Here is a 20620-nt window from a genome sequence, read left to right as displayed (position 1 = left end):
TATAATACAATTATAATAATAACGTATAATAGATTTATTATTGATAAGCTCGTGAAACAACTTAGGTAGCTCACATCGACATTCAAATATTAAAACTTTTATCTGATAATGCACGTATGCAATGGAAAGACATTGGCGAAACGATTCATATGTCTGGGAAAGCTGTTGGCAATCGTATTCGAAGAATGAAAGATGAGAGAATCATTAAAGCTTATACATTACACATAGATGAAAACAAATTGTGTACTGGAATGCTAGTCTTTTTAATTATATATGACATCATTAGAACATGGACGCTTTATAGATTATATAAATTCATCCACTCCTATTCTAGAAGCACATAGAATATCGGGGGACGGTTGCTACCACTTGAAATTCAAAGTAAAAAATAATGAGCAACTCAATGATTTATTACAAAATCTATTAAGTTATGGTAATTATTCATTATATCTTTCTGTTAATAAAATCGAGCATATACAAAGAAAAGATCACAAATATTTATAAAATTAACCGTCAACAAAATACAGGATGGTCTTCAAAAGGAATAGGATGTTGCTTAGATTTCATTTTAATATCATTGATTTAGTAGATATTAAAATGAAATTTTCGTTCGTCAATTGTCATCCATTTATGATTCTTAACCATCTCATCGTTCCTGTTTATTTATAATCCAGCATATAAAGGTTTTTTTTCTAAATCATCTTTCTAGATCCTGCACCTTTCATACTAGGCATATGCCCTGCTGTAATAGTAACTTCATCATCTTTTTTAAATTCACTATCGTCTGTGATCTTCACATCATCTGGATTCTTACTCTCATTTTTATGTTCCATAGGTTCTTCTTGTTTTTGGTTTTTAGGCTCTTTATTTTAATATAAAAGCATTAACTGCTACGATAATCGTACTTAAAGACATTAGTACTGCGCCTACGACAGGTGATAATAGAAAGTGTGGAGATTTCAAGTGGTCTTAAGATATCTGAGGCTATCCCTGAAAAATTAATTATGCAATTACTGTCTATTGTATTAATTGTTATGGGTGATACGCGTGTTTTATATAATTGACGTTTTGTGCATGTTTTAATTTACATAATCCATGGTTATTAGAAGAGATATTAAAAGAGACTTCCTTTTGAAAGGAAGTCTCTTAATCGTTTCAAAATCAAATTTTATCTTAATAAAGATCGTTTGTGGATGTTATTTAAATAATTCGGTTTCTAATTAACTCGACGTTCACGTGCAGAAGTACTATACAAAATTAATTTCATCTAAATTTTGATTATAATTTTCCACTAATTCATTAAGCATCTTCAATATATTTCCATGCAATTCATTAACTTCTTCAAAACTAAATACTTCATCTTGATAATCATAATGCAATAAATAGCCTCCTTCATTATTCTTACTGAAAATTTGAATTATTAAAGGGATGGCAATAGTATCAATTTCAAGTTTTTTTTCTAAAAATTCATTTTCTATAAATGTGGGACTATAACTTGCAGTTTGGAAAGAGATAAGACAATCTAGTATATTACCATTAATATTGAGTTCTGTTACTAAATTGTCAATTGGATACCTTCTATGTTTCAATACATTAAATGATTCTCTCTTTACTTTTTTTATATATTCACTTAATAATAAATCGACATTTGAATCTATGATGAGTGGCAAAGGTTTTGTATAATTGCCGGTTGTAAATTTATCATTTTTATTTATCCTATTATGAATTAATAAACCAAGCTTATTAATTTTATTCACTACTTTTTTATCAATAAGAGCAAACATAATGCCAGCGAATAAATTACTAATACTAACTTTATTATTTAAACAAAAATAATTTATTCTTTCCGTTAATATAGCGTCTAACTGAATAGTACGTCTTTTACAAGACAGATGTTCTAAATGAAGCTTCTCAAATTTTGTTTGGAATTTATCATGTTTCAACTTACCTCTCCAATATAATTCGTCTTTTTCAAATTTTTTAGATTCTAAATATTTTTCTTCATCTTTAATGTTATTAATAAATGATAAGTTAGAAATAGCTTCTATGTCACCATTAGTCAAATACGTTATAAAATAATTTATCGACAATGTCATACTCCAACCATCAGCTATTATGTGGTTTTGTATTGTAAACAATCCCAAATGACCATTAGGCATTTTTAATATATAAAATTTATATAAAATTTCGTCATAAGCAAAGATATTTATATTTGCTTGTTCATTTAACCAAGTATCAAAATTCACTTGATCCTGATAAAAGTCTAAAAAGGGATATGCTGTTTCTTCATATTCTTTAATATATTGTGAATATTCTTCGTTTTTAATTGTTATTTGTATTCTATGGCTATCGTGGTTAAATACTAATTGGTTTATAGCTTGATTTATTTGATCGTAATTAAACTTTGTACCTAATTTCAGTAAACCTGCAATATTATTAATGCTAGAGTTCTTATTAATTATTTCATTTTTCAGAAATTTCGTTTGTGCAATAGATAGTGGATATGTATTCAAGTTGACTTTCTCCTTATTTATATCTTGATATAAGTATAGTGTGTTTTTCTAAAAATATTCTACATCATTAAAAGAAAATTGTTCAACTTTTTCTTCTTTGAGTTTCAAATTATCAAGGTCATTTTTATAATCTCTTATTCCCTAAGAACCATCTTTATTTAAAACTTCTGGGGTAATATCTGCATTTAATTTTTGTACGAAACATCCATTTTATTCCTCCTAAAAAACGCACGAACATCCTTTGATTAAAAGGTCGCTCGTGCGCGGTACCACCTGTATTAATAATATTAACTGTTCTCTCATTGTTTATTAATTTATTAAGAAATACATAAGCGCCCAATTCATAAATAGCTGTGCTAATTTTCATTTGCCATTAGCTTTCTGAAACTATCTTAACTATTTACTAATATCACTTATTATAATAACATAAACTATTTTGATATTAATTGTCAAAAAATTAATAAAATATTTTTTCGACAATTAATATAAAACTAATTTATACTCAGTGAATATATTTTATCTAAGGAACGTTTAAAAGTTTTTAAATAAAATGATTGTTCAATAAACTATTAGTGTAATTACATTTTTACAAAAGCCATTTAATACAAAAAGACACTTCTTTTTAAAAGAAGTGTCTTAAAACAGATTAACACTTTTAGGTTCAGTTGTATTACCCTTTATTTTAGGATTTTCTGCCAATTTAATTTATTAATAAGTACCCATGATAGAATCTTCTACTTTTTCTTTATAAAAGTTTTTAATTTTTAACTTTTCGTCCTCTGCGAAAGATTTAGTATTTAATGCATCTAAATTTTGTTTCACTTGTTTCACATTTCTAAATCCTGGATTAATACAAGATATTTCTTCAGAATCTAAAATCCATCTTAATGCTGCACTTGCCATAGAAGGGCGGCCATCTTTAATCCATGTTAACTGATCAGATAATTCTACACCTTTTTGTAAACCTAGTCCTGAAAATGTTTCACCTACATTAAAAGCTTCGCCATTTTCATTGAATTTACGATGGTCGTCTTCAGCAAATTGAGTTTTGGCTGTAAATTTCCCTGTCAACAATCCACTTGCAAGTGGCACTCTCGTAATAATTCCTACACCTTGTTGGTAAGCTTTAGGAATTAATTCTTCTAACGGTTTTTGGCGGAACATATTAAAAATAATCTGCAAGCTTGCTACATTAGGATATTCTAAACATATTAAACCTTCTTCAACTGACTCAACACTCACGCCATAATTTCTTATGAGACCTTCTTCTTTTAATTGGTCTAATACTTTAAAGACACTGCCATCTTTTAAAATTTCAGTGGCAGGGCAATGGATTTGAAACAAATCTATTGTATCTCTGTTTAAACGACGAAGACTGTCTTCACAGTATGATTTCACTGTTTCATAACTATAATTTTGTGGATCAGCAATATCTCCTTGTCGACAGAATTTTGTTGCAATATAGATTTCATCTTCTTTTTCTGCAGTCGCCTTGGCTAATAATTCTTCACTATGACCATCCCCATAGACATCAGCTGTATCAAAGAAATTCACACCTTGATCAATTGCATATTCTAAAGCACTTAATGCATCTTCATCATTTGTTTCACCCCATGCCCCACCTATTGCCCATGTACCAAAACTAACTTCACTAACCATCATACCTGTATTACCTAACTCACGATATTTCATAAAATATTCCTCCCCTTATAATTAAAAATAGCTCACCATTTCTATTTGTATGCTAAATTTCATTTTTATACACTTCTATGTTTTACACATGTTCTTTACCCTTTATTCGAAAAAATAATAAACATTCACTGTTATTTTATATCCTTGCATAAATTAAGTTATATTGTATTTTTCAAATTATTATACATTTCTTCTGCATAATCATCTAACGCTTCTTTTGACATTTGAAGGCGTTTTTTGGATGAGCCATATCCGATTTCAGTTTTTCCTTGAACTAAACCATCAAAAATTTCATTAATAAAATCAACAGGATCCGCACCAAAAGTATGAATATTTTCCCCGCCTAAATCAGTGTTTACTGCAGGAGGAATAACCTCATAAACACTTGTATTCGTATTCGACAACTGATGTCTTAAACTAATTGTAAATGAATGTACTGCAGCTTTGGTTGCTGAATATATTGGCGCAATTGCCATGGGTGAGAAAGCGAGTCCCGAAGAAACATTAATTATATTTGAATTTGTTGTTTTATCAGAAAAGTATTGACTGAATAATGTTGAAAGTTGGACCGTTGCTTCAAAATTGGATTTTATTTCTGTATTTAAGTTCTCCCAATTCGTTGTAGCATTGGTTTTTAAAATATCAAAGCGATTTTGGATACCAGCATTATTTACGAGTACATTAACATCTGAATAATTTTGAATTACCCAATTATATAAATCCAAGCGTTCTTCAGCACTAGATATATCACATTTTTTCGTAGTTACTTCTGGAAATTGGGCTTTAATACGTTCTAACTTTTCCGTATTACGCCCACAAATAATTATTTTATTATTATTTTCATAGAACTTTTTAGTGAACTGAAGTCCTATACCAGAAGCACCACCAGTAATTAATATTGTGTTATTGTTTATATCCATTGTATACACCCCTCTATATTAGTCTAATAAGTGTAGTCGTTATTTTAGCATCCGTCTATCAATAAAGTTTGTTTAGAAAAACGTGAGAAAATCAACATATTCATTTAGAACGCCTCTTTGAATCTTAGACTAACGTTGATAAAACTACTTTTTTGAAATGCTTTTCATTAAAATAGTCAATGAAAATTTTGAGTTACAATATCTTAATGATGATTTTTTAAAATTTCTTAAATAATAAAATACATATCAAGATTGTTTAATATTCTTGATTATTCTGAATCATACTTTCAAATTCTTCTCTTACTTGTGGTACTGACAAACCTACAATCACTTGTATACTTTTACCACTTTTAACTAATCCATGTGCCATTCTATCTTGTGTGAAGTAGTCATTATCTGAGACTTTATTTTCATCATTAACCGTCAAACGTAAACGTGTAGCACAATTTGTAACATCTTTAATATTTTCCTTGCCACCCAAACCTTGTAAATAATATTGTGCTTTATCTTCAAATTCGTTTCCTTTTTGTATATTTTTATTTCTTTTACTATTTGAGTCTTTTTTACTCTCTTTATAATCATTTTTACTATAAAGTTTAATATTTCCTTCTTTCTTTTCTCTACCAGGAAGTGGTATATCAAACTTTAATATTAAATATCTAAATAATACAAAATAAATACCCGTAAAAATTAGACCAATAATTACTTGAAGAACATAGAGTTGCCAATAATTAGAACCCAATGGGATCCAATTTGTAGCTACAAAATCAATTAATCCCCCGCCAAAGTGTCCAACGATGCCCAGACTATACATTATTGTAGCCATAGTTGCTGTTAAAAATGCATGTAATACAAATAAATATGGTGCAATAAATAAGAATGTAAACTCTAAAGGTTCAGTGATGCCCGCAACCACAGCAGTTAGTGTAGCCGGTATTAGTAATGCAGCTACTTTTTTTCTGTTTTCTTCAGGCGTTGTAAAGTACATCGCTAAAGCGATACCCATAGAACTAAATATTTTTGCATTTCCTTGAAGCATAAATCCATACGGAAATTGTTCTTTTAATGGTTTTGAGCTATTCGCAAATTCACTTACATGTTCAAACCAATATGCTTTTAAGCCTTGGTTCATTACTACTGGTCCCATATCTATTGGCGTCCAAATAAAATGGTGTAATCCTGTAGGTATTAGGACACGTTCTAAGAAATGATATAACCAAACGCCAATGTAACCAGAACCAATAATATAACCTTGTAATGAAGAAATACCATCTTGAATTGTAGGCCAAATAATACAGGTTATAATTGCAGCTACTAACGTCACAAAAAAAGAAATTGCTACAACATAAGTTAAACCTTGAAACACTTCTAACATCTCAGGTAATTTTTTTCCATAATATCTATTATGTATCCATGTAATAATACTAGAAATAATAATAGCACCTAAAATATTTGTGTCTAACGTTTCAATACCTCCAATTTCCTTCAAACCTGTTACATTTTCAACGCCTTTTTCTAAATTCGCGCCGAAGGTATGTGGCCATTCCGTTAATATAATATTAATAAATGTATTAAACATAAAATATCCTATTAAAGCTGCTAATGTCGCATTTGCAGCAGCTTTTTTAGCTAATGAAATAGGTAAACCTACAGCAAAAATTAATTCCATGTGGTCAAATACCGTCCATCCTCCTGCTTCAATTACTGACCATATTTTAAACCAAATTGTTCCTTCTTCAGCAAGACTCCCCATGATAGTGGTATTTAAAAATACAGTGGAAATACCTAATACTATACCAAAAAAGGCAAATGTAAGTACTGGTACAATCATTGCACTTCCAAAACGTTTAATTACATTCATAACAATTCCTCCTTAGATAACTTCATTAATTTAGCTATAGCATTTGCAAAGGATAAATCTCTTCTATTAAAAGTAAGCGCTTACATAATTTGGTGAAAGTCTCTCACTTTTCTTATCTCTAGAGATAATTTAAGTCTTAATTTAAGGCAACTGAATCTCTTTTAATTTCTTTAAATTCTAATTAATAAGTGTGAAGTATATGTACGAAGAAACTAGTATGAAGTTCAATCACACTTTTCATGTGCTACATTTATTATTTAACTACATAAAACACCAATTACTTTTCTTACATAGCTGTCCATCCTCCATCAACTTTTAAAGTTTCACCTGTTACGAAATTTGATAATTGAGAACTTAAATACAGTACAGCACCTGAAATATCACTAGGTGTAGGTAATTCATGAAACAATATACGTTCTAACACATCTTCTTTAAAGTCATGATCTTCAAACATTTTTTTAGTTAAATTTGTTTCTACGAAAGTAGGCGCTACAGCGTTGACATTAATATTATATTTTGCCCATTCTATAGCAAGAGACTTCGTTAATTGGATTACCCCACCCTTACTAGCAGAATAAGGCGCCCTATTAAAATAACCAACAAATCCTACTTGGGAGGCAATATTAACAATTTTCCCCGCTCTTTCTTTAGACATATATTTTCCTACAAATTGTGAAATAAAGAATAGAGATTTAAGGTTAATATCTAACACTTTATCCCAATCATTTTCTTGAATTTCTAAAGCTGGTTTAGTAATATTTACGCCTGCATTATTAACTAAAACATCAATAGTACCATACGCTTGGATTACTTTTTCAATTGTCTTTTCTACTTCATTAATTTTTGTTATATCCAAAGCGTATATACTATGTTTGCCTTCGCTTCTATTTAATATTTCTAATGTTTCGTTCAAAGATATAGAATCCCTTCCTATAACTATCACATTAGCTCCAAGCTGTGATAAATCTTTAGATATTTGTTGACCAATACCTTTATTTCCGCCTGTCACTATGATATTTTTCCCTTTTATATCATCAAAACTTTTTTTCATTAAAAATCTCCTATCTTTACTAAGTATAAATAGTTTTATTTGTAATTTTTAACTCTTAATAGTGCTTGTTTTGCGTGTCCCGCAAAGTTTTCATAACCGCATAATCTCGCTGCATACTCACCCATAGCTGCACTTTGTTCTTTAGATGTAATACGTTGATACGTCACTGTTTTAATAAACTTACCTACCCATAAGCCACCTGTATACCGTGCTGCTTTTTTTGTAGGCAATGTGTGATTCGTACCAATGACTTTATCACCATAAGCTACGTTTGTTTCTGGACCAAGGAATAGCGCGCCATAATTTGTTAAATGATTTAAAAAGTAGTCTGGTTCTTTAGTTAATACTTCAACATGTTCAAAAGCGAGTTTATTCGCTTCTATTCCAGCTTCTATTTCATCTTTTACAATAATCACTTGCCCATAATTTTCCCAAGACTCACTTGCAATATCAGCTGTTGATAACGTTTGTAATTGCTTTTCTATCTCTTTTAAAGCTGCTTCCGCAATTTCTTCAGAAGTAGAAATAATCGCGCCTGGAGATGTTGGTCCATGTTCCCCTTGACCAAGTATATCTGTAGCAATCATTTCAGGTTCTGATGTTTCATCTGCAATCACTAAAGTTTCTGTAGGACCCGCGAGTAGATCGATACCGACTCTCCCAAATAGTTGGCGTTTCGTTTCTGCCACAAAAGCATTCCCTGGCCCGACAATCATGTCTACAGAATCTATCGTTTCTGTACCTATCGCCATACCACCCATTGCTTGAATGCCACCTAGAATATAAATTTCATCGGCACCTGCTTTATACATTGCATATACTGTTGTTTCTGGAATTTTACCGTCTATCGGCGGTGTACAAGCAATAACACGTTTCACCCCTGCAACTTTGGCAGTTAAAATACTCATATGTGCTGATGCAATCATTGGGTATCTACCACCTGGAATATAACATCCAACGTTATCAATCGGTATATTTTTCTGACCTAATATAACACCAGGTGAATTTTCAGTTTCGAAGTCTTGTAAGGAAGCTTTTTGAGCTTCTGCGAAATTTTGAATGTTATTTTGCGCGAATGCGATATCATCTTTTACTTGTTGTGGAACATCATTAACAATTCTTTCAATTTCTTCATCACTTAATTTAAAACTTTCTGGACTCCAATTATCAAATTTCACAGACAAATCACGTAAAGCTCTATCTCCTTCAGATTCAATCTTCTTAATCGTATCACTTACAATTTGACTAACTTTTTCATCATCATCTTTTACTTCATCATCATCTTTTCCTGGTTTTAAAATATAGACCATATAAAAACTCCTTTTATCTAATTTTGTTAGTGGTTGTATTTCTAAATTTAAAATCGCCTTTAATCTTAATACGTTTGTTTTTTATTAGGTTACCTTCTAATAAAATTTGTATCGTTTCGTTAACCATCAAATCTAAAGGTTGTGACCACGTTGTTAATTTATTATTAGGCCAAGATGCCATCTTAATATCATCAAAACCAATTATTTCAATATCATCAGGAACATTGATTTTCATTTCTTTTGTTGCTTCAAGTATCCCAAGTGCAGTTATATCATTTGCCCCAAATATACCATTAGGTGTGTTACCTTCTTTTAAATAATCTAATGTCAGTTGATATGCTGTTTCAAAAGTAAAGTCACCTTCAATAACATCAATCTTTTGTTTCTTTTTTTCAAAAAAGCTATTAAAACCATAAAATCTGTCTCTATTCGTAGATGTGTTATTTTTTCCTGAAACATATAAAATTTTTTCGAAATTTTTATTATAAAAATATTGAGCTATAGCTTGAGAAGCATAGATATTATCACTAGATACTGAATTACACTGTAAATCATCGTCTTCTCTATTGAAAAGTACCACTGGTATGTTTGCATTTTTTAATTTTTTAACCATATCAGAGGATAATAAAGCATCTGTTACTATAATAGCTTCTACATTATACTCCCAAAATTTTGCAATCTCTTCTTGTTGTATTTCTTCGTTTTCAGTATACATAAATAATACGGAGAAACCGTAACCTCTTAATTTTTGGGTAAATAAAGATAGTGCTTCATAATAAAAAGGGTTTTGTTTTTCTTTCATTGCTATCCCAACCAATTTGGATTTATTAGTAATTAACCCTCGAGCCAACGCATTTGGTTTATAGTTGAATTCGTCAGCAATGTCTAAAACTTTCTTTCTTGTTTCAGTAGAAACACCAGATTTAGGATCAAAAGCTCTAGAAACTGTTGATTGCGAAACATGTGCTAATTCAGCAATTTTTTTAGAGGATATTTTTTCACTCATGGCTAGTCCCCTTTCTATAATATATTTTATATCATCATTTTCACTTTATTCTATCCCCAGTTTCAGGATTGAAAAAGTGTATCTTATTTATGTCAAATATAAATTTTATTGTATCTCCAGAATTACTTTGGTTTCTCGAATTAACCTTAGCAACTAACTCATAGTCACCCAAGTTAGTGTGAATAATAGATTCTGATCCAAGTAACTCATTGACTTTTACCTTAGCTTCAAACGTATTGGTAATACCTGATTCTGTATATATCGGTTCGTCTTTAATATGCTCAGGCCTAATACCCATTTTTATATTTTTGTTTTCATAACCTTTTTCTTTAAGTAAACGTATTTGGGAGGGTGTTATGGGAAACTTTTGCTCTTCAATAATAATATGGTCTTCGTTAAAATATGCATCTAAAATGTTCATCGATGGTGATCCAATGAAACCTGCTACAAATATATTTTCCGGTTTATCATATACTTCTTTAGGTGTACCAACTTGCATAATTTTCCCGCGGTTTAAAATAACGATTCTATTAGCCATAGTTAGTGCTTCCGTTTGATCATGTGTTACATATATAGTAGTGGTATTTAAATGTTTATGTAGTCTTATTATTTCAGACCTCATTTGAACTCTTAACTTAGCATCTAAATTCGATAAAGGTTCATCCATTAAAAAAATACTTGCATCTCTCACAATTGCTCTACCTAATGCTACCCTCTGTCTCTGACCACCGGAAAGTCCTTTAGGTTTAATATCTAAATAATTTTCTAAATTTAAAATCTCCGAAGTTTCTAGCACTTTTTCTTTAATATTCTTTTTAGGCGTTTTTCGTAACTTCAAACCGAATGCCATATTATCAAATACTGACATATGTGGGTATAGAGCATAATTTTGGAAGACCATTGCCATATCCCTGTTTTTTGAATCCACATCATTCATTTTTTTATTATCTATATAAAGTTCACCATCACTTATATCTTCTAAACCGGCAATCATCCTCAATATAGTAGATTTTCCACATCCTGATGGGCCAACAAACACTATAAATTCGCTATCCTTAATTTCGAGATTAAAATTGTCGACAATTATATCACCCTTTTTACTATATTGTTTTTTTATATTCGATAAACTTATATGGGGCATATAATTCCTCCTTGAACTAAAAATTTGTATTGATGAAGTCTTCATAAGTTTTAGCAACGTTTAATAAGATATTTTCACTATGATATGGTGCTATTAATTGTATACCTTGAGATATGTTATCTGATACATATCCAGAAGGGATAGTTATAGCTGGATGTCCAGTCAGATTAAAAACAGTTGTATACTTTATCATGACATCTTCAATATCATTATTTAATCCTTTATAATATATGTTATTAGCCTCTATAAGTGGTACTTTAATTGGCATTGTCGGAGTTAGTATTATATCTACTTCTTGAAATATATTATTAAATTCATTTTTTAATTTTAAACTATTCTCTTTAGCAATAAGATAATCAATTGATGAAATACTTTGGCTTTTAGTAAATGTTTCTTTTAAATATTCAGGATATTGTTTTTTATATATGTTTTTTTTATGTTGGACTGTCATTTCAGGAGTACCAATATTTCTTGAAGTTATAATCACGTCATTTTTGTTAAGGAAATTAGTGTCTATAGGGACTAAAGAATAACTCAAATTTTTAAAGTTTGTGTAAACGTCTTCCATCATATCGTTAACTTCAAAATCAATATTTTCAGTAAAATAATCTGCAGGTATACCAATCGTTATTTTTTTTTGTAACTTTGTGGGTACATCATTTAATATATTAAAAATTATTTCTAAATCCTCAACATTTCTACTTAATAAACCTATATGATCCAGTGTTTTAGAAATTGGAGTCATACCAAATAACTTATTTTTATCATAAGTCGGTTTAAGTCCTACAATTCCACAGCACGAGGCTGGTATTCTAGTTGATCCCGATGTATCACTACTTAATGAACAAGGAATCATGTTAGATGCTACTGCTGCTGCTGAACCACTCGAAGATCCTCCAGCAGTAAAACTCTCATTTCTAGGGTTTATCACATCTCCATATATGCTATTTTGTGAAGTAACAGTAGAGGAATATGGGGTTAAATTATTTTTTCCTACTATTAGAAAGCCTTTTTCTTCGAGTGTTTTTACCATTATTGAAGACTTACTAGGAGTAACATTTTTATCGTATAGGTATCCATTAGTTTTAGGATAACCTTCTATATCATAAATATCTTTAATCGAAATAGGGATACCATGGATTTTAGTAGTTGTTTTATGATATTTTTCTATATCTTCCATTGCTTTGTCTTTTGTAATAGTAATGAATGTATTAAATTCGTCATTATGAATAATATTGTTAACATAGTCACATATGATATCTTCAGGCGCTAATGCATTATTATCATAAAGCTTAACTATTTCTTTAACACTGTGCATATTCAACACTTCTCTTCATTTTTTTGTTCAACCACGTTTTTAAGTGAGTCATTAATCAATGTATTAATAACAACTACTACATAATCAATTTCCTGTAATAAATACTTTTTTGCTGAGTTAGCATTATTAGCAACAATGCCTATTTTTTTTCCGCTTTTCTTTATTTCTTCTATTAAATTATCTACATTTCTTTTAAATTTGATATCATCACTACTTAATTGTAAATTATTCGCTAAATCTGTAAGACCTATAAACACAACATCAATTCTTTCAACTTCTAATATTTCTTGTATGTTATTAATTGATTCTAAAGTTTCTATTTGTATATTGATTAATAGCTTTTCATTTGTATAATTCAAGTAATCTTTACCTTTATATAAGCCATATTTCGCTGCTGGAATTGAGTAAGAGACACCTCTATTCCCTTCTGGATTAAAGAGACAGTTTTTCACTACTGATTCTGCTTGCTCTTTATTATTAACCATAGGCACTTGTATGCCTTGCGCACCACTGTCTAACACTTTTTGTATAAAATCTTTATCATTCACTGTTCTTACTATCGGGGTTAAATTTGAAACTTTACAAGCTCTAATTAATTCCACTATATCTGAATTGCTAAAAGCCCCGTGCTCATTGTCTATAACAATAAAATCAAATCCAGAGTAACCAATCATTTCAACTAATGAGGGACAGTTAAGGCTCAAAAAACCTCCTAATACTTTTTCATCACTCAAAAGTTTATTTTTGGTATGATATATTTCCATTTTTTATCCCTCATTTCTTAATGAAGTCATTTAATTTTTTATTAGTGATGTCAGGTTTTTCCAAGGGGGGAAGATGTCCTGATTTCCTTATTAAGCTTAAAGAAGAATCGACTAAATGATCAGCCAAATATTCACTGATATATAAAGGACATATCTCATCTTCTTCTCCTACTAAAATCAAGGTCTCTACCGATATTTCATTTAGAAATTTGCTGTAATCTTTTCTATTCTCTAACGCATTCAATTGATTCAAGTAAGATTCCATACCAATTTCTTCAGACATTTGAACCACTACAGTTTTTAATTCTTCGGTGTAATTTTCATTCGCTAACATCTGAGACAACAAGTGATTTTTAGTTATATCATCAAATTGTTTGTTTTCACACATTTCCCTAAACACGCTCCAACTATCCATTTGCTTGATAGTTGGAAGATACGGTGTAGTATCCATAAGGATTAATTTGATAACTCTTTGAGGTGCTATTCTCGCTATTTCTAAGGAAACGATTCCTCCAAGTGATAAACCTACTAAAAAAAATTTTGATGGCGCTTTAGATAGAATTTCTTGAGCCATTTTTTCAATAGAATTATTGTTTTTTAAATCACCTACAATTGTGTTATATTCCGATTTAAAAAATTCTATTTGTTTTCCCCACAATTTTTCATTACATAGAGTACCAGGCAAGAAAATAATGGTATCTTTATTCAGCCTGCTTTTTTGTATCATAAGTCCCCCATTTTTAATTGTTCAGCCATTTTTTTCTCTAACTCCTCAAAGTTTTCTGGAGGAACCATTTTCCCTTTTTCATTTACAGAGAAGTTGTGCTGCTCTCCCTTTTTAACAACTTTAGGGTCCCATATAGGATCTGGTCTATCAAAAACATCATGTTGTTCTAGTATAGAAAATACCCAGGCATCTTCATCCTCAATATTTTCAAAACCACGGTACATATATGGAGGTAAAGATATCATATCCCATGGCTCTAAAATAACTTCACCTTCTACTTCATCAGCACTATTCCCCCAGTAAAATCGCCATTTACCAGTTAAAACAAAGAATGTTTCTATATATTCATGTGTATGATAAGCAGGACCATTTCCTTTTGGAGCCTTTACCATGCCTATTTGAAATCCATGTGGTTGAGTAATAGCAGGATTATAATTTTCATTTTCACTAGCAGTATCGCCTATTAAAGCATAATTTAATCTATTATGTCCGGGAATAATACTATCAATAAACATTAATGGAATTGCTTTTCCTTTAATCTCATCGAATCGTACCACCCATTCATTTTCAATTTCGCCTTGTGTATAATTAGTTCTTTTCTCATTCATAATAATCTCTCCTTTTTTTAATTTTCAAGTCTTTTATAAGCTGACATTTTATGCCCATGTAAGCCCTCAATATCAGATTGTTTTGTTGAGTGAGCAGCTAATGTAGTTAATCCTGGTTCATTTATCTCTTGAAAAGTCTGAGTTTTCAGATAACTTCCCACCCACAAGCCACCAGTAAACTTACCAGCTTTATTAGTCGGTAATGTATGGTTCGTCCCAGAAACTTTATCAGAAAATACCACTGAACTATTTGCTCCTAAAAATAGAGATCCGTAATTTTTTAGTTCGTTTTCATATTTCCTTAAATTTTTACAATGAACTTGAACATGTTCACCCGCAATTTCGTTTGATAAATGTATAGATGCCTCGTCACTTTCAGTTATTATAATTTCCCCCATGTCTTCCCATGAATGATGAACAGGAGAATCACTTGGAAATCTTTGTATTTGTTTTTCAACCTCTAAAACCACTTCTTCCGCAATACCTTTTGCAGAACTGATTAAAATTGCTCTAGAATTCGGATCATGCTCAGACTGAGCTAAAAGATCAGCAGCACATAATTCTGGATTTGATGTATCATCAGAAATAATAACAACTTCACTAGGTCCTGCTATCATATCTATACCAACATCTCCAAAAACTTGCTTTTTCGCTTCTGCAACGAATCTATTTCCAGGTCCTGCTATCATATTAATTTTGGTTATACTTTCTGTACCATATGCCATTGCAGCAATGGCTTGAGCGCCTCCTACACCATATATTTCTGTAGCACCAGATAACTGTAGGCCATAAACTACTGCTGGGTGTATAGAACCTTTATAATTTGCAGGACTACAAGCGATTATATTAGATACCCCCGCCACTTTAGCTGGTACTACTACCATAGGTCCAGATGATAATAAAGGATATCTTCCGCCGGGAATATAGGCTCCAATACTATCTATAGGAATTATTTTATGTCCCATTCGTATACCTTCACCAAAATTTCCATCCAAAGGATTAATAGTTTCCAATTGAGCTTTCGCAAAATTTTCAATTCGTTTTACGTTTAACTCAATAATTTTTTTAGTTTCAAAATCTAAACTACTTATTAATTTTTCTATTTCTTCATCAGAAAGTTTGAATTGCTCTCTTGATTCACCACTAAATTTGTTTTCATAAAATTTTAAACTTTTGTCTCCTTTATTTTTTATATCGTAAATAATTTTATGCACAGTCTCTACTGTTTTTAAATATAAATCTTCACTGTTTGTTTTCCTATTTTTTAAAATATACATATTTAACGCTCCTTTATTTTATGGCTCCAGCACTCATGCCTTTCACAAACTGTTTTCTTACAATTAACATGAAAATGATAGTTGGTATTGCATATAGCAATCCAGCAGCTGACATTTCATTCCATATAACACCATTTTCGCCAACAAAATATGATAAAGCTACGGGAAGCGTTACGGCTTTTTGGTTAGTTAGTATTAAGGCGAACATAAATTCATTCCACACTATTACAAAACAAAATACCGTAGCTGTAATAATTCCTGGTTTCGCAATAGGTATAATTACATGCCATATAACACCAAATTTGCTAGCTCCATCCATTTCCGCAGCTTCCTCAATACCTTTTGGAACGCCATCAATAAATTCTTTAATTAGCCAAATAGCATAAGGAATCGTCTGTCCTAAATTCACTATAATCAAAGCTATCGGTGTATCTAATATTCCCCAATTTTTAAATATAGTAAAAAAAGGAATGGCATTTATAATCAATGGTATAAATTGTGTGGATAATATCATGAATAAAAGTAAATTTTTTCCAATGATGTCAAATCTAGATAAACTATATGCAGCCAATAAACTAAGTGGCATAGTTATAATTAATGTAAAAAATACAACAATAACACTATTTAGATAATACGCTCCAAATTCATACGATTGTCCTAATATAGTTTTAAAATTTTCTATTGTCGGAGTAAAAATAACCTTTAGAGAAAAGACGTCATTCCCCGATTTAAATGCCGTTAGGATGATCCAAGCTATAGGAAAAAACAAGAAAAACACAATTAATATTATTCCTAATAGTTCGAAAATATTAAAAAGTAATTTTTTACTAGTTATATTCACTTTTTAACCATCTCCTTTTGTTAGAACTTTTGTATAAAGCATTACAAAAGCTATTGTGATGATTGCTAAAATATAACCCAATGCAGATCCATATCCCATTTCAAAGTATTTAAAAGAAGTTTGATAAACTAAAAAGTTTAAAACTGTAGAAGCATCGCCGGGACCTCCCCCAGTCATTGTTACAATAGGATCAAATTGTTTTAATGCAAACATAGTCATCAAAATTGTAGATAATAAAGTAATTGGTTTTAATAATGGTAACGTTATTTTAAAAAAACACTGTATGTTATTAGCACCATCCATTTTTGCTGCCTCATAAGCTTCATTTGGCAAACTAAGAATACCGCTGATAAACATTAAGGTCATAAAAGGTAGCCATATCCAAACTGCAACGGAAATTAGAGATAATAGAGCTGTAAAAGGATTACCTAGCCATATAAAACCATCTAATGGAGGTATGATTGTTCCAATGATTTTACTAAAGACACCATAATCTGGATTTAGCATAAATTTCCAAGAATACCCAACAAGTGCAGGACTTAAAGCAAAAGGTATGATTAAAATTGCTCTAACAAACGTTATATAGGGTTTATCTTTGCTTAAAAGTAACGCTGATAAAATAGCGCCTATAATAGTTATCACTACTGTTAATACTGTAAAAATCAACGTCACAGTTAAACTATTCCAAAAGGTTGGATCTTTAAAAGCCCTCAAATAGTTATCAAAACCAACAAACCCCCCCATAGTTTTATTAAGCGTTAAGTTCCATTCATGTAAACTTATCCATAAAGAATTGAGTAATGGATAAAAAGTAATCAATCCCAAAATTATCAGCGCTGGAATTAATGTTATATATTTAAAGCTTTTTGTTTTCATACAATCACGCCTTATCTATTGTCATAATATCCTTCCGAGTCTAATAATTTTTCAATTTCTTTAGCAGCTCTATCTAAACATTCTTTGACGTTATCTCCGGTAGCCATATTTGAAATTTCTCTACTTAAAATATCTGAAATTTTAGGCCATACTCTTGATATTGGAAGCGTTTTAGAACTTTCAAAACTGTCTCCTGCTATATTAAATAAACCATCACCCTTTTTGTTCAATGCTTTATCTCTAAAATTCTTTTTCTGAGAAATATCGGTAGAAAACTCTTCTTTAGGTACTTTTTCATCAAGGGAATCAGATACAATTTCCTTCTCATTTTCTTCCTTACTAAGCCATTTCATAAATTTCCATGATGCTTCTTTATTTTTAGAATCTTTCATCATACTTATAGGAAAAGTAGACACATTGGAAACTTTTTTTCCATTATTCCAAGAAGGCATCGGAACTACACCGACATTATTTTTAACATCTTTAGCAGAGTCACTAGCATTAAAATCTGAATACACCCACCACCATCCAATCCACATGGCTGACCTTCCTTGCTTAAAATTGGTTCTAGCATCTTGTTCAGCAAATTGTACTGAACCTTTGGGTGCATAACCTTTTTTTAATAAATTAATATATTCATTCGTAGCTTCTACTCCTTGTTTATTGTTAAATATTGGTTTCATATTTCCGTCAAAAATATCTCCATTATTTCCCCAAAGGTAAGTAGCCCACATATAAATATTTTGGCCATTATTTCCTGACTGATAGTAAGGAGCTATTGCTTTCAAATCCGTATTGCCAACAATTTTTTTGCTATTCTTATTAAATTCATCCCATGTTTTTGGTGGAGAGATTCCTAACTTTTTAAAAACATCTTTTCTATAAAAAAGTAATTGAACATTAGATCTTAAAGGGATCCCATATACTTTATCACCATAGGTTGAGAGTTTTACGGCAGATTCTGGAAACCTTTCAAAAAAACTTTTATTAGTATATCCATTAAGTGGTTCCAAAAATGTTTTGATTGAGGGACCCATAATATCTGGATATGTAACAATATCGAACGTAGAGTCCCCGGATATCCCTTCTGTTGTAATCCGATTCAGTAAATTTTCATATGGAACTTTCACAAATTCAACTTTAATCCCTGTTTCTTTTGTGAAAATTTTGCTTCGTTTTTGCCACGCATTAAATTGTCCTATATTCCCTTCTGTAACAGCTATGGTTATTTGATCTTTATTCTTACTATTTTTTTCTTCTACATCACCATTAGCACAAGAAGTGGTAAATAACAGAATAAGAATACAAAGTAAGGAAAAATACTTTTTCATATTATTACCCCTTTTACGAGACACCAGTAAAGTTGCCATCTTCAAAATCTTCTGAATTTTGTCCGGTGTTTTGCTCCTCTTCATTAGAATCTGTGAATACTTGTCTCAATACATCTAAACCATCAAATAACATCCATTCTTCTTCTACTTTTTCAGATCTTACTTTATAGTGGTTTACTCCATTTATTTCAATATTCTTTCCACTAGGTTTACCAAAATAACCAATACCACCATGTATCCCTTGGATTCTCCATCTTACTGCTACATCCCAATTACCTTCTCCATCTCTTTCATTACATGTAACACGATCAATCAACACTTTTCCATTAGGTATTGATGAAAACAAATTAAGAAATGTACCTTGTATTTCACTATGACCAACAACATCAATATTACGAATATAATGTAATACAGAATTTTGTTGATAAAAATCCTTGACCTTGTTCAATGATTTTCTTGACCATATCTGGGCAAATAAATCGAGTATAAAATCACCGATTTCAAATTGGTTGTATTTTTTTCGGTACTTTTCTGGTGGTAATCCTTCTTCAGCGGACTGAGAAATATTAAATTGTAAATTCGGGGACAAGGCTTTTGTTTGTTTAGCGACTCTCTTAGCAATTTCTATTGGATTAAATCCTAATTGTTCAACTAAATGATACGTATCCATAACTAGCCATTCTTCATAAATTTTATTGTTATGTATCAAACAATCTGCTGTAGTTCTAAACATAACTTTCTTACCAGTTGCAGGTCCGTACAAAGTATCCCCTAGATTAGTTCCTACTGATTTACCTCTATGTGAGGTAAAAAAACCTTCTTTATCATTTCCAGACCATATGACACTATATCCTAAACCAGATCTATCTGGGAAAGATTGCAAGGTTTGTAATGTTCCAGAAACAACTTCATTAACACCATGGCTATTTACTAATCCTCTATGAATCTGGACGCCATAACTATATGTGTCATAAATTAAACCTATATCTTTCTCCTTCCAAATTTTTCTAGTTATTTGAACAATATAATCAACTATATTTTTATATTCACCAAATCCATTCATAGATTGCTCTTTCATGTCTTTAGCATCTATATCTAAATAGCTTTCATCATCCATTGAATCAATCATATTCACTGATTTAGCATCTGCATAAAAAACTAGAGAAGACTGTACGTCATTCGGACTACTTTTAGCATTTTTGTAATTATTTTCATTTTTCAAATCTTTATTTTCTGTCATAAATTATACCTCCTAAATTTACCTTTTTTATTCTTTTGCATACGTATTCAAAAGGTTAAACAGAATAATAAAGTAAACGCTTACAATTGTCAAATTAAAATTTAAGAGAATATTTACCCTTAAAGTAAACGTATTTCACTATGG

The 20620-nt window shown here is 30.6% G+C and carries 18 protein-coding genes and 2 pseudogenes; 1 reads left to right on the top strand and 19 read right to left on the bottom strand.

What is annotated here, in order from left to right:
- The first annotated feature begins 116 nt into the window (after positions 1 to 116).
- A pseudogene (locus ACA31_RS13610) lies at positions 117 to 504 on the top strand (Lrp/AsnC family transcriptional regulator).
- 188 nt (positions 505 to 692) lie between these two features.
- Here the strand turns inward: ACA31_RS13610 and ACA31_RS13220 are convergent.
- The 19 genes and pseudogenes from ACA31_RS13220 to ACA31_RS02230 all read right to left on the bottom strand — a co-directional run bounded on the left by ACA31_RS13220 (position 693) and on the right by ACA31_RS02230 (position 20476).
- On the bottom strand, positions 693 to 833 hold the full coding sequence (locus ACA31_RS13220; protein WP_156393399.1) for a hypothetical protein: 141 nt from the start codon (positions 831 to 833) through the stop codon (positions 693 to 695).
- Between the two features lie 31 nt (positions 834 to 864).
- A pseudogene (locus tag ACA31_RS13605) lies at positions 865 to 948 on the bottom strand (copper-transporting ATPase); the annotation flags it as partial.
- 299 nt (positions 949 to 1247) lie between these two features.
- Positions 1248 to 2513: a condensation domain-containing protein gene (locus ACA31_RS02310; RefSeq protein ID WP_057511772.1), complete on the bottom strand. Its 1266-nt coding sequence runs from the start codon at positions 2511 to 2513 to the stop codon at positions 1248 to 1250.
- Between the two features lie 708 nt (positions 2514 to 3221).
- Positions 3222 to 4205: an aldo/keto reductase gene (locus ACA31_RS02305; protein WP_057511771.1), complete on the bottom strand. Its 984-nt coding sequence runs from the start codon at positions 4203 to 4205 to the stop codon at positions 3222 to 3224.
- Between the two features lie 158 nt (positions 4206 to 4363).
- Positions 4364 to 5125, bottom strand: a complete 762-nt coding sequence (locus ACA31_RS02300; RefSeq protein ID WP_057511770.1) for an SDR family oxidoreductase — start codon at positions 5123 to 5125, stop codon at positions 4364 to 4366.
- Between the two features lie 256 nt (positions 5126 to 5381).
- Positions 5382 to 6986, bottom strand: a complete 1605-nt coding sequence (locus ACA31_RS02295; protein ID WP_057511769.1) for an alpha-glucoside-specific PTS transporter subunit IIBC — start codon at positions 6984 to 6986, stop codon at positions 5382 to 5384.
- Positions 6987 to 7272: 286 nt separating this feature from the next.
- Positions 7273 to 8037 (bottom strand): SDR family NAD(P)-dependent oxidoreductase, encoded by a 765-nt coding sequence (locus ACA31_RS02290; RefSeq protein ID WP_057511768.1) that lies wholly within the window; start codon positions 8035 to 8037, stop codon positions 7273 to 7275.
- A gap of 35 nt (positions 8038 to 8072) precedes the next feature.
- Positions 8073 to 9347: a histidinol dehydrogenase gene (gene hisD / locus ACA31_RS02285; protein ID WP_057511767.1), complete on the bottom strand. Its 1275-nt coding sequence runs from the start codon at positions 9345 to 9347 to the stop codon at positions 8073 to 8075.
- A gap of 13 nt (positions 9348 to 9360) precedes the next feature.
- On the bottom strand, positions 9361 to 10353 hold the full coding sequence (locus ACA31_RS02280; RefSeq protein ID WP_057511766.1) for a LacI family DNA-binding transcriptional regulator: 993 nt from the start codon (positions 10351 to 10353) through the stop codon (positions 9361 to 9363).
- Positions 10354 to 10393: 40 nt separating this feature from the next.
- A complete protein-coding gene (locus ACA31_RS02275) occupies positions 10394 to 11494 on the bottom strand; it encodes an ABC transporter ATP-binding protein (protein ID WP_057511765.1) in 1101 nt (366 codons plus the stop codon).
- 16 nt (positions 11495 to 11510) lie between these two features.
- On the bottom strand, positions 11511 to 12812 hold the full coding sequence (locus tag ACA31_RS02270) for an amidase (RefSeq protein WP_057511764.1): 1302 nt from the start codon (positions 12810 to 12812) through the stop codon (positions 11511 to 11513).
- A 2-nt stretch (positions 12813 to 12814) separates the two neighbouring features.
- Entirely contained in the window at positions 12815 to 13576 is a 762-nt protein-coding gene (locus ACA31_RS02265) for an HpcH/HpaI aldolase family protein (protein ID WP_057511763.1), read from the bottom strand.
- Between the two features lie 10 nt (positions 13577 to 13586).
- Positions 13587 to 14303, bottom strand: coding sequence for an alpha/beta fold hydrolase (locus tag ACA31_RS02260; RefSeq protein ID WP_057511762.1), 717 nt, complete (start codon positions 14301 to 14303; stop codon positions 13587 to 13589).
- Positions 14300 to 14911: a cupin domain-containing protein gene (locus ACA31_RS02255; RefSeq protein WP_057511761.1), complete on the bottom strand. Its 612-nt coding sequence runs from the start codon at positions 14909 to 14911 to the stop codon at positions 14300 to 14302. The genes ACA31_RS02260 and ACA31_RS02255 overlap by 4 nt, the downstream gene beginning before the upstream one ends.
- A 17-nt stretch (positions 14912 to 14928) precedes the next feature.
- Positions 14929 to 16188: a histidinol dehydrogenase gene (gene hisD / locus ACA31_RS02250; RefSeq protein WP_057511760.1), complete on the bottom strand. Its 1260-nt coding sequence runs from the start codon at positions 16186 to 16188 to the stop codon at positions 14929 to 14931.
- Between the two features lie 13 nt (positions 16189 to 16201).
- Positions 16202 to 17029: a carbohydrate ABC transporter permease gene (locus tag ACA31_RS02245; RefSeq protein WP_057511759.1), complete on the bottom strand. Its 828-nt coding sequence runs from the start codon at positions 17027 to 17029 to the stop codon at positions 16202 to 16204.
- 3 nt (positions 17030 to 17032) lie between these two features.
- Positions 17033 to 17905, bottom strand: coding sequence for a carbohydrate ABC transporter permease (locus tag ACA31_RS02240; RefSeq protein WP_057511758.1), 873 nt, complete (start codon positions 17903 to 17905; stop codon positions 17033 to 17035).
- Between the two features lie 11 nt (positions 17906 to 17916).
- On the bottom strand, positions 17917 to 19236 hold the full coding sequence (locus ACA31_RS02235) for an ABC transporter substrate-binding protein (protein WP_057511757.1): 1320 nt from the start codon (positions 19234 to 19236) through the stop codon (positions 17917 to 17919).
- Between the two features lie 13 nt (positions 19237 to 19249).
- On the bottom strand, positions 19250 to 20476 hold the full coding sequence (locus tag ACA31_RS02230) for an ester cyclase (RefSeq protein ID WP_057511756.1): 1227 nt from the start codon (positions 20474 to 20476) through the stop codon (positions 19250 to 19252).
- Between the last annotated feature and the right edge of the window lie 144 nt (positions 20477 to 20620).

The organism is Staphylococcus sp. NAM3COL9 (assembly GCF_001431205.1).
GTDB lineage: Bacteria > Bacillota > Bacilli > Staphylococcales > Staphylococcaceae > Staphylococcus.
Note: the sequence above shows the minus strand (reverse complement) of the source record. Positions and strands in the feature narration are given on the sequence as shown.

What these genes read in the sequence shown, in the direction of transcription:
- ACA31_RS13220 (WP_156393399.1), bottom strand. Translation starts at nt 833, where the DNA reads ATGGAACATAAAAATGAGAGTAAGAATCCAGATGATGTGAAGATCACA.
- ACA31_RS02305 (WP_057511771.1), bottom strand. Translation starts at nt 4,205, where the DNA reads ATGAAATATCGTGAGTTAGGTAATACAGGTATGATGGTTAGTGAAGTT.
- ACA31_RS02300 (WP_057511770.1), bottom strand. Translation starts at nt 5,125, where the DNA reads ATGGATATAAACAATAACACAATATTAATTACTGGTGGTGCTTCTGGT.
- ACA31_RS02295 (WP_057511769.1), bottom strand. Translation starts at nt 6,986, where the DNA reads ATGAATGTAATTAAACGTTTTGGAAGTGCAATGATTGTACCAGTACTT.
- ACA31_RS02290 (WP_057511768.1), bottom strand. Translation starts at nt 8,037, where the DNA reads ATGAAAAAAAGTTTTGATGATATAAAAGGGAAAAATATCATAGTGACA.
- hisD (WP_057511767.1), bottom strand. Translation starts at nt 9,347, where the DNA reads ATGGTCTATATTTTAAAACCAGGAAAAGATGATGATGAAGTAAAAGAT.
- ACA31_RS02280 (WP_057511766.1), bottom strand. Translation starts at nt 10,353, where the DNA reads ATGAGTGAAAAAATATCCTCTAAAAAAATTGCTGAATTAGCACATGTT.
- ACA31_RS02275 (WP_057511765.1), bottom strand. Translation starts at nt 11,494, where the DNA reads ATGCCCCATATAAGTTTATCGAATATAAAAAAACAATATAGTAAAAAG.
- ACA31_RS02270 (WP_057511764.1), bottom strand. Translation starts at nt 12,812, where the DNA reads ATGCACAGTGTTAAAGAAATAGTTAAGCTTTATGATAATAATGCATTA.
- ACA31_RS02265 (WP_057511763.1), bottom strand. Translation starts at nt 13,576, where the DNA reads ATGGAAATATATCATACCAAAAATAAACTTTTGAGTGATGAAAAAGTA.
- ACA31_RS02260 (WP_057511762.1), bottom strand. Translation starts at nt 14,303, where the DNA reads ATGATACAAAAAAGCAGGCTGAATAAAGATACCATTATTTTCTTGCCT.
- ACA31_RS02255 (WP_057511761.1), bottom strand. Translation starts at nt 14,911, where the DNA reads ATGAATGAGAAAAGAACTAATTATACACAAGGCGAAATTGAAAATGAA.
- hisD (WP_057511760.1), bottom strand. Translation starts at nt 16,188, where the DNA reads ATGTATATTTTAAAAAATAGGAAAACAAACAGTGAAGATTTATATTTA.
- ACA31_RS02240 (WP_057511758.1), bottom strand. Translation starts at nt 17,905, where the DNA reads ATGAAAACAAAAAGCTTTAAATATATAACATTAATTCCAGCGCTGATA.
- ACA31_RS02235 (WP_057511757.1), bottom strand. Translation starts at nt 19,236, where the DNA reads ATGAAAAAGTATTTTTCCTTACTTTGTATTCTTATTCTGTTATTTACC.
- ACA31_RS02230 (WP_057511756.1), bottom strand. Translation starts at nt 20,476, where the DNA reads ATGACAGAAAATAAAGATTTGAAAAATGAAAATAATTACAAAAATGCT.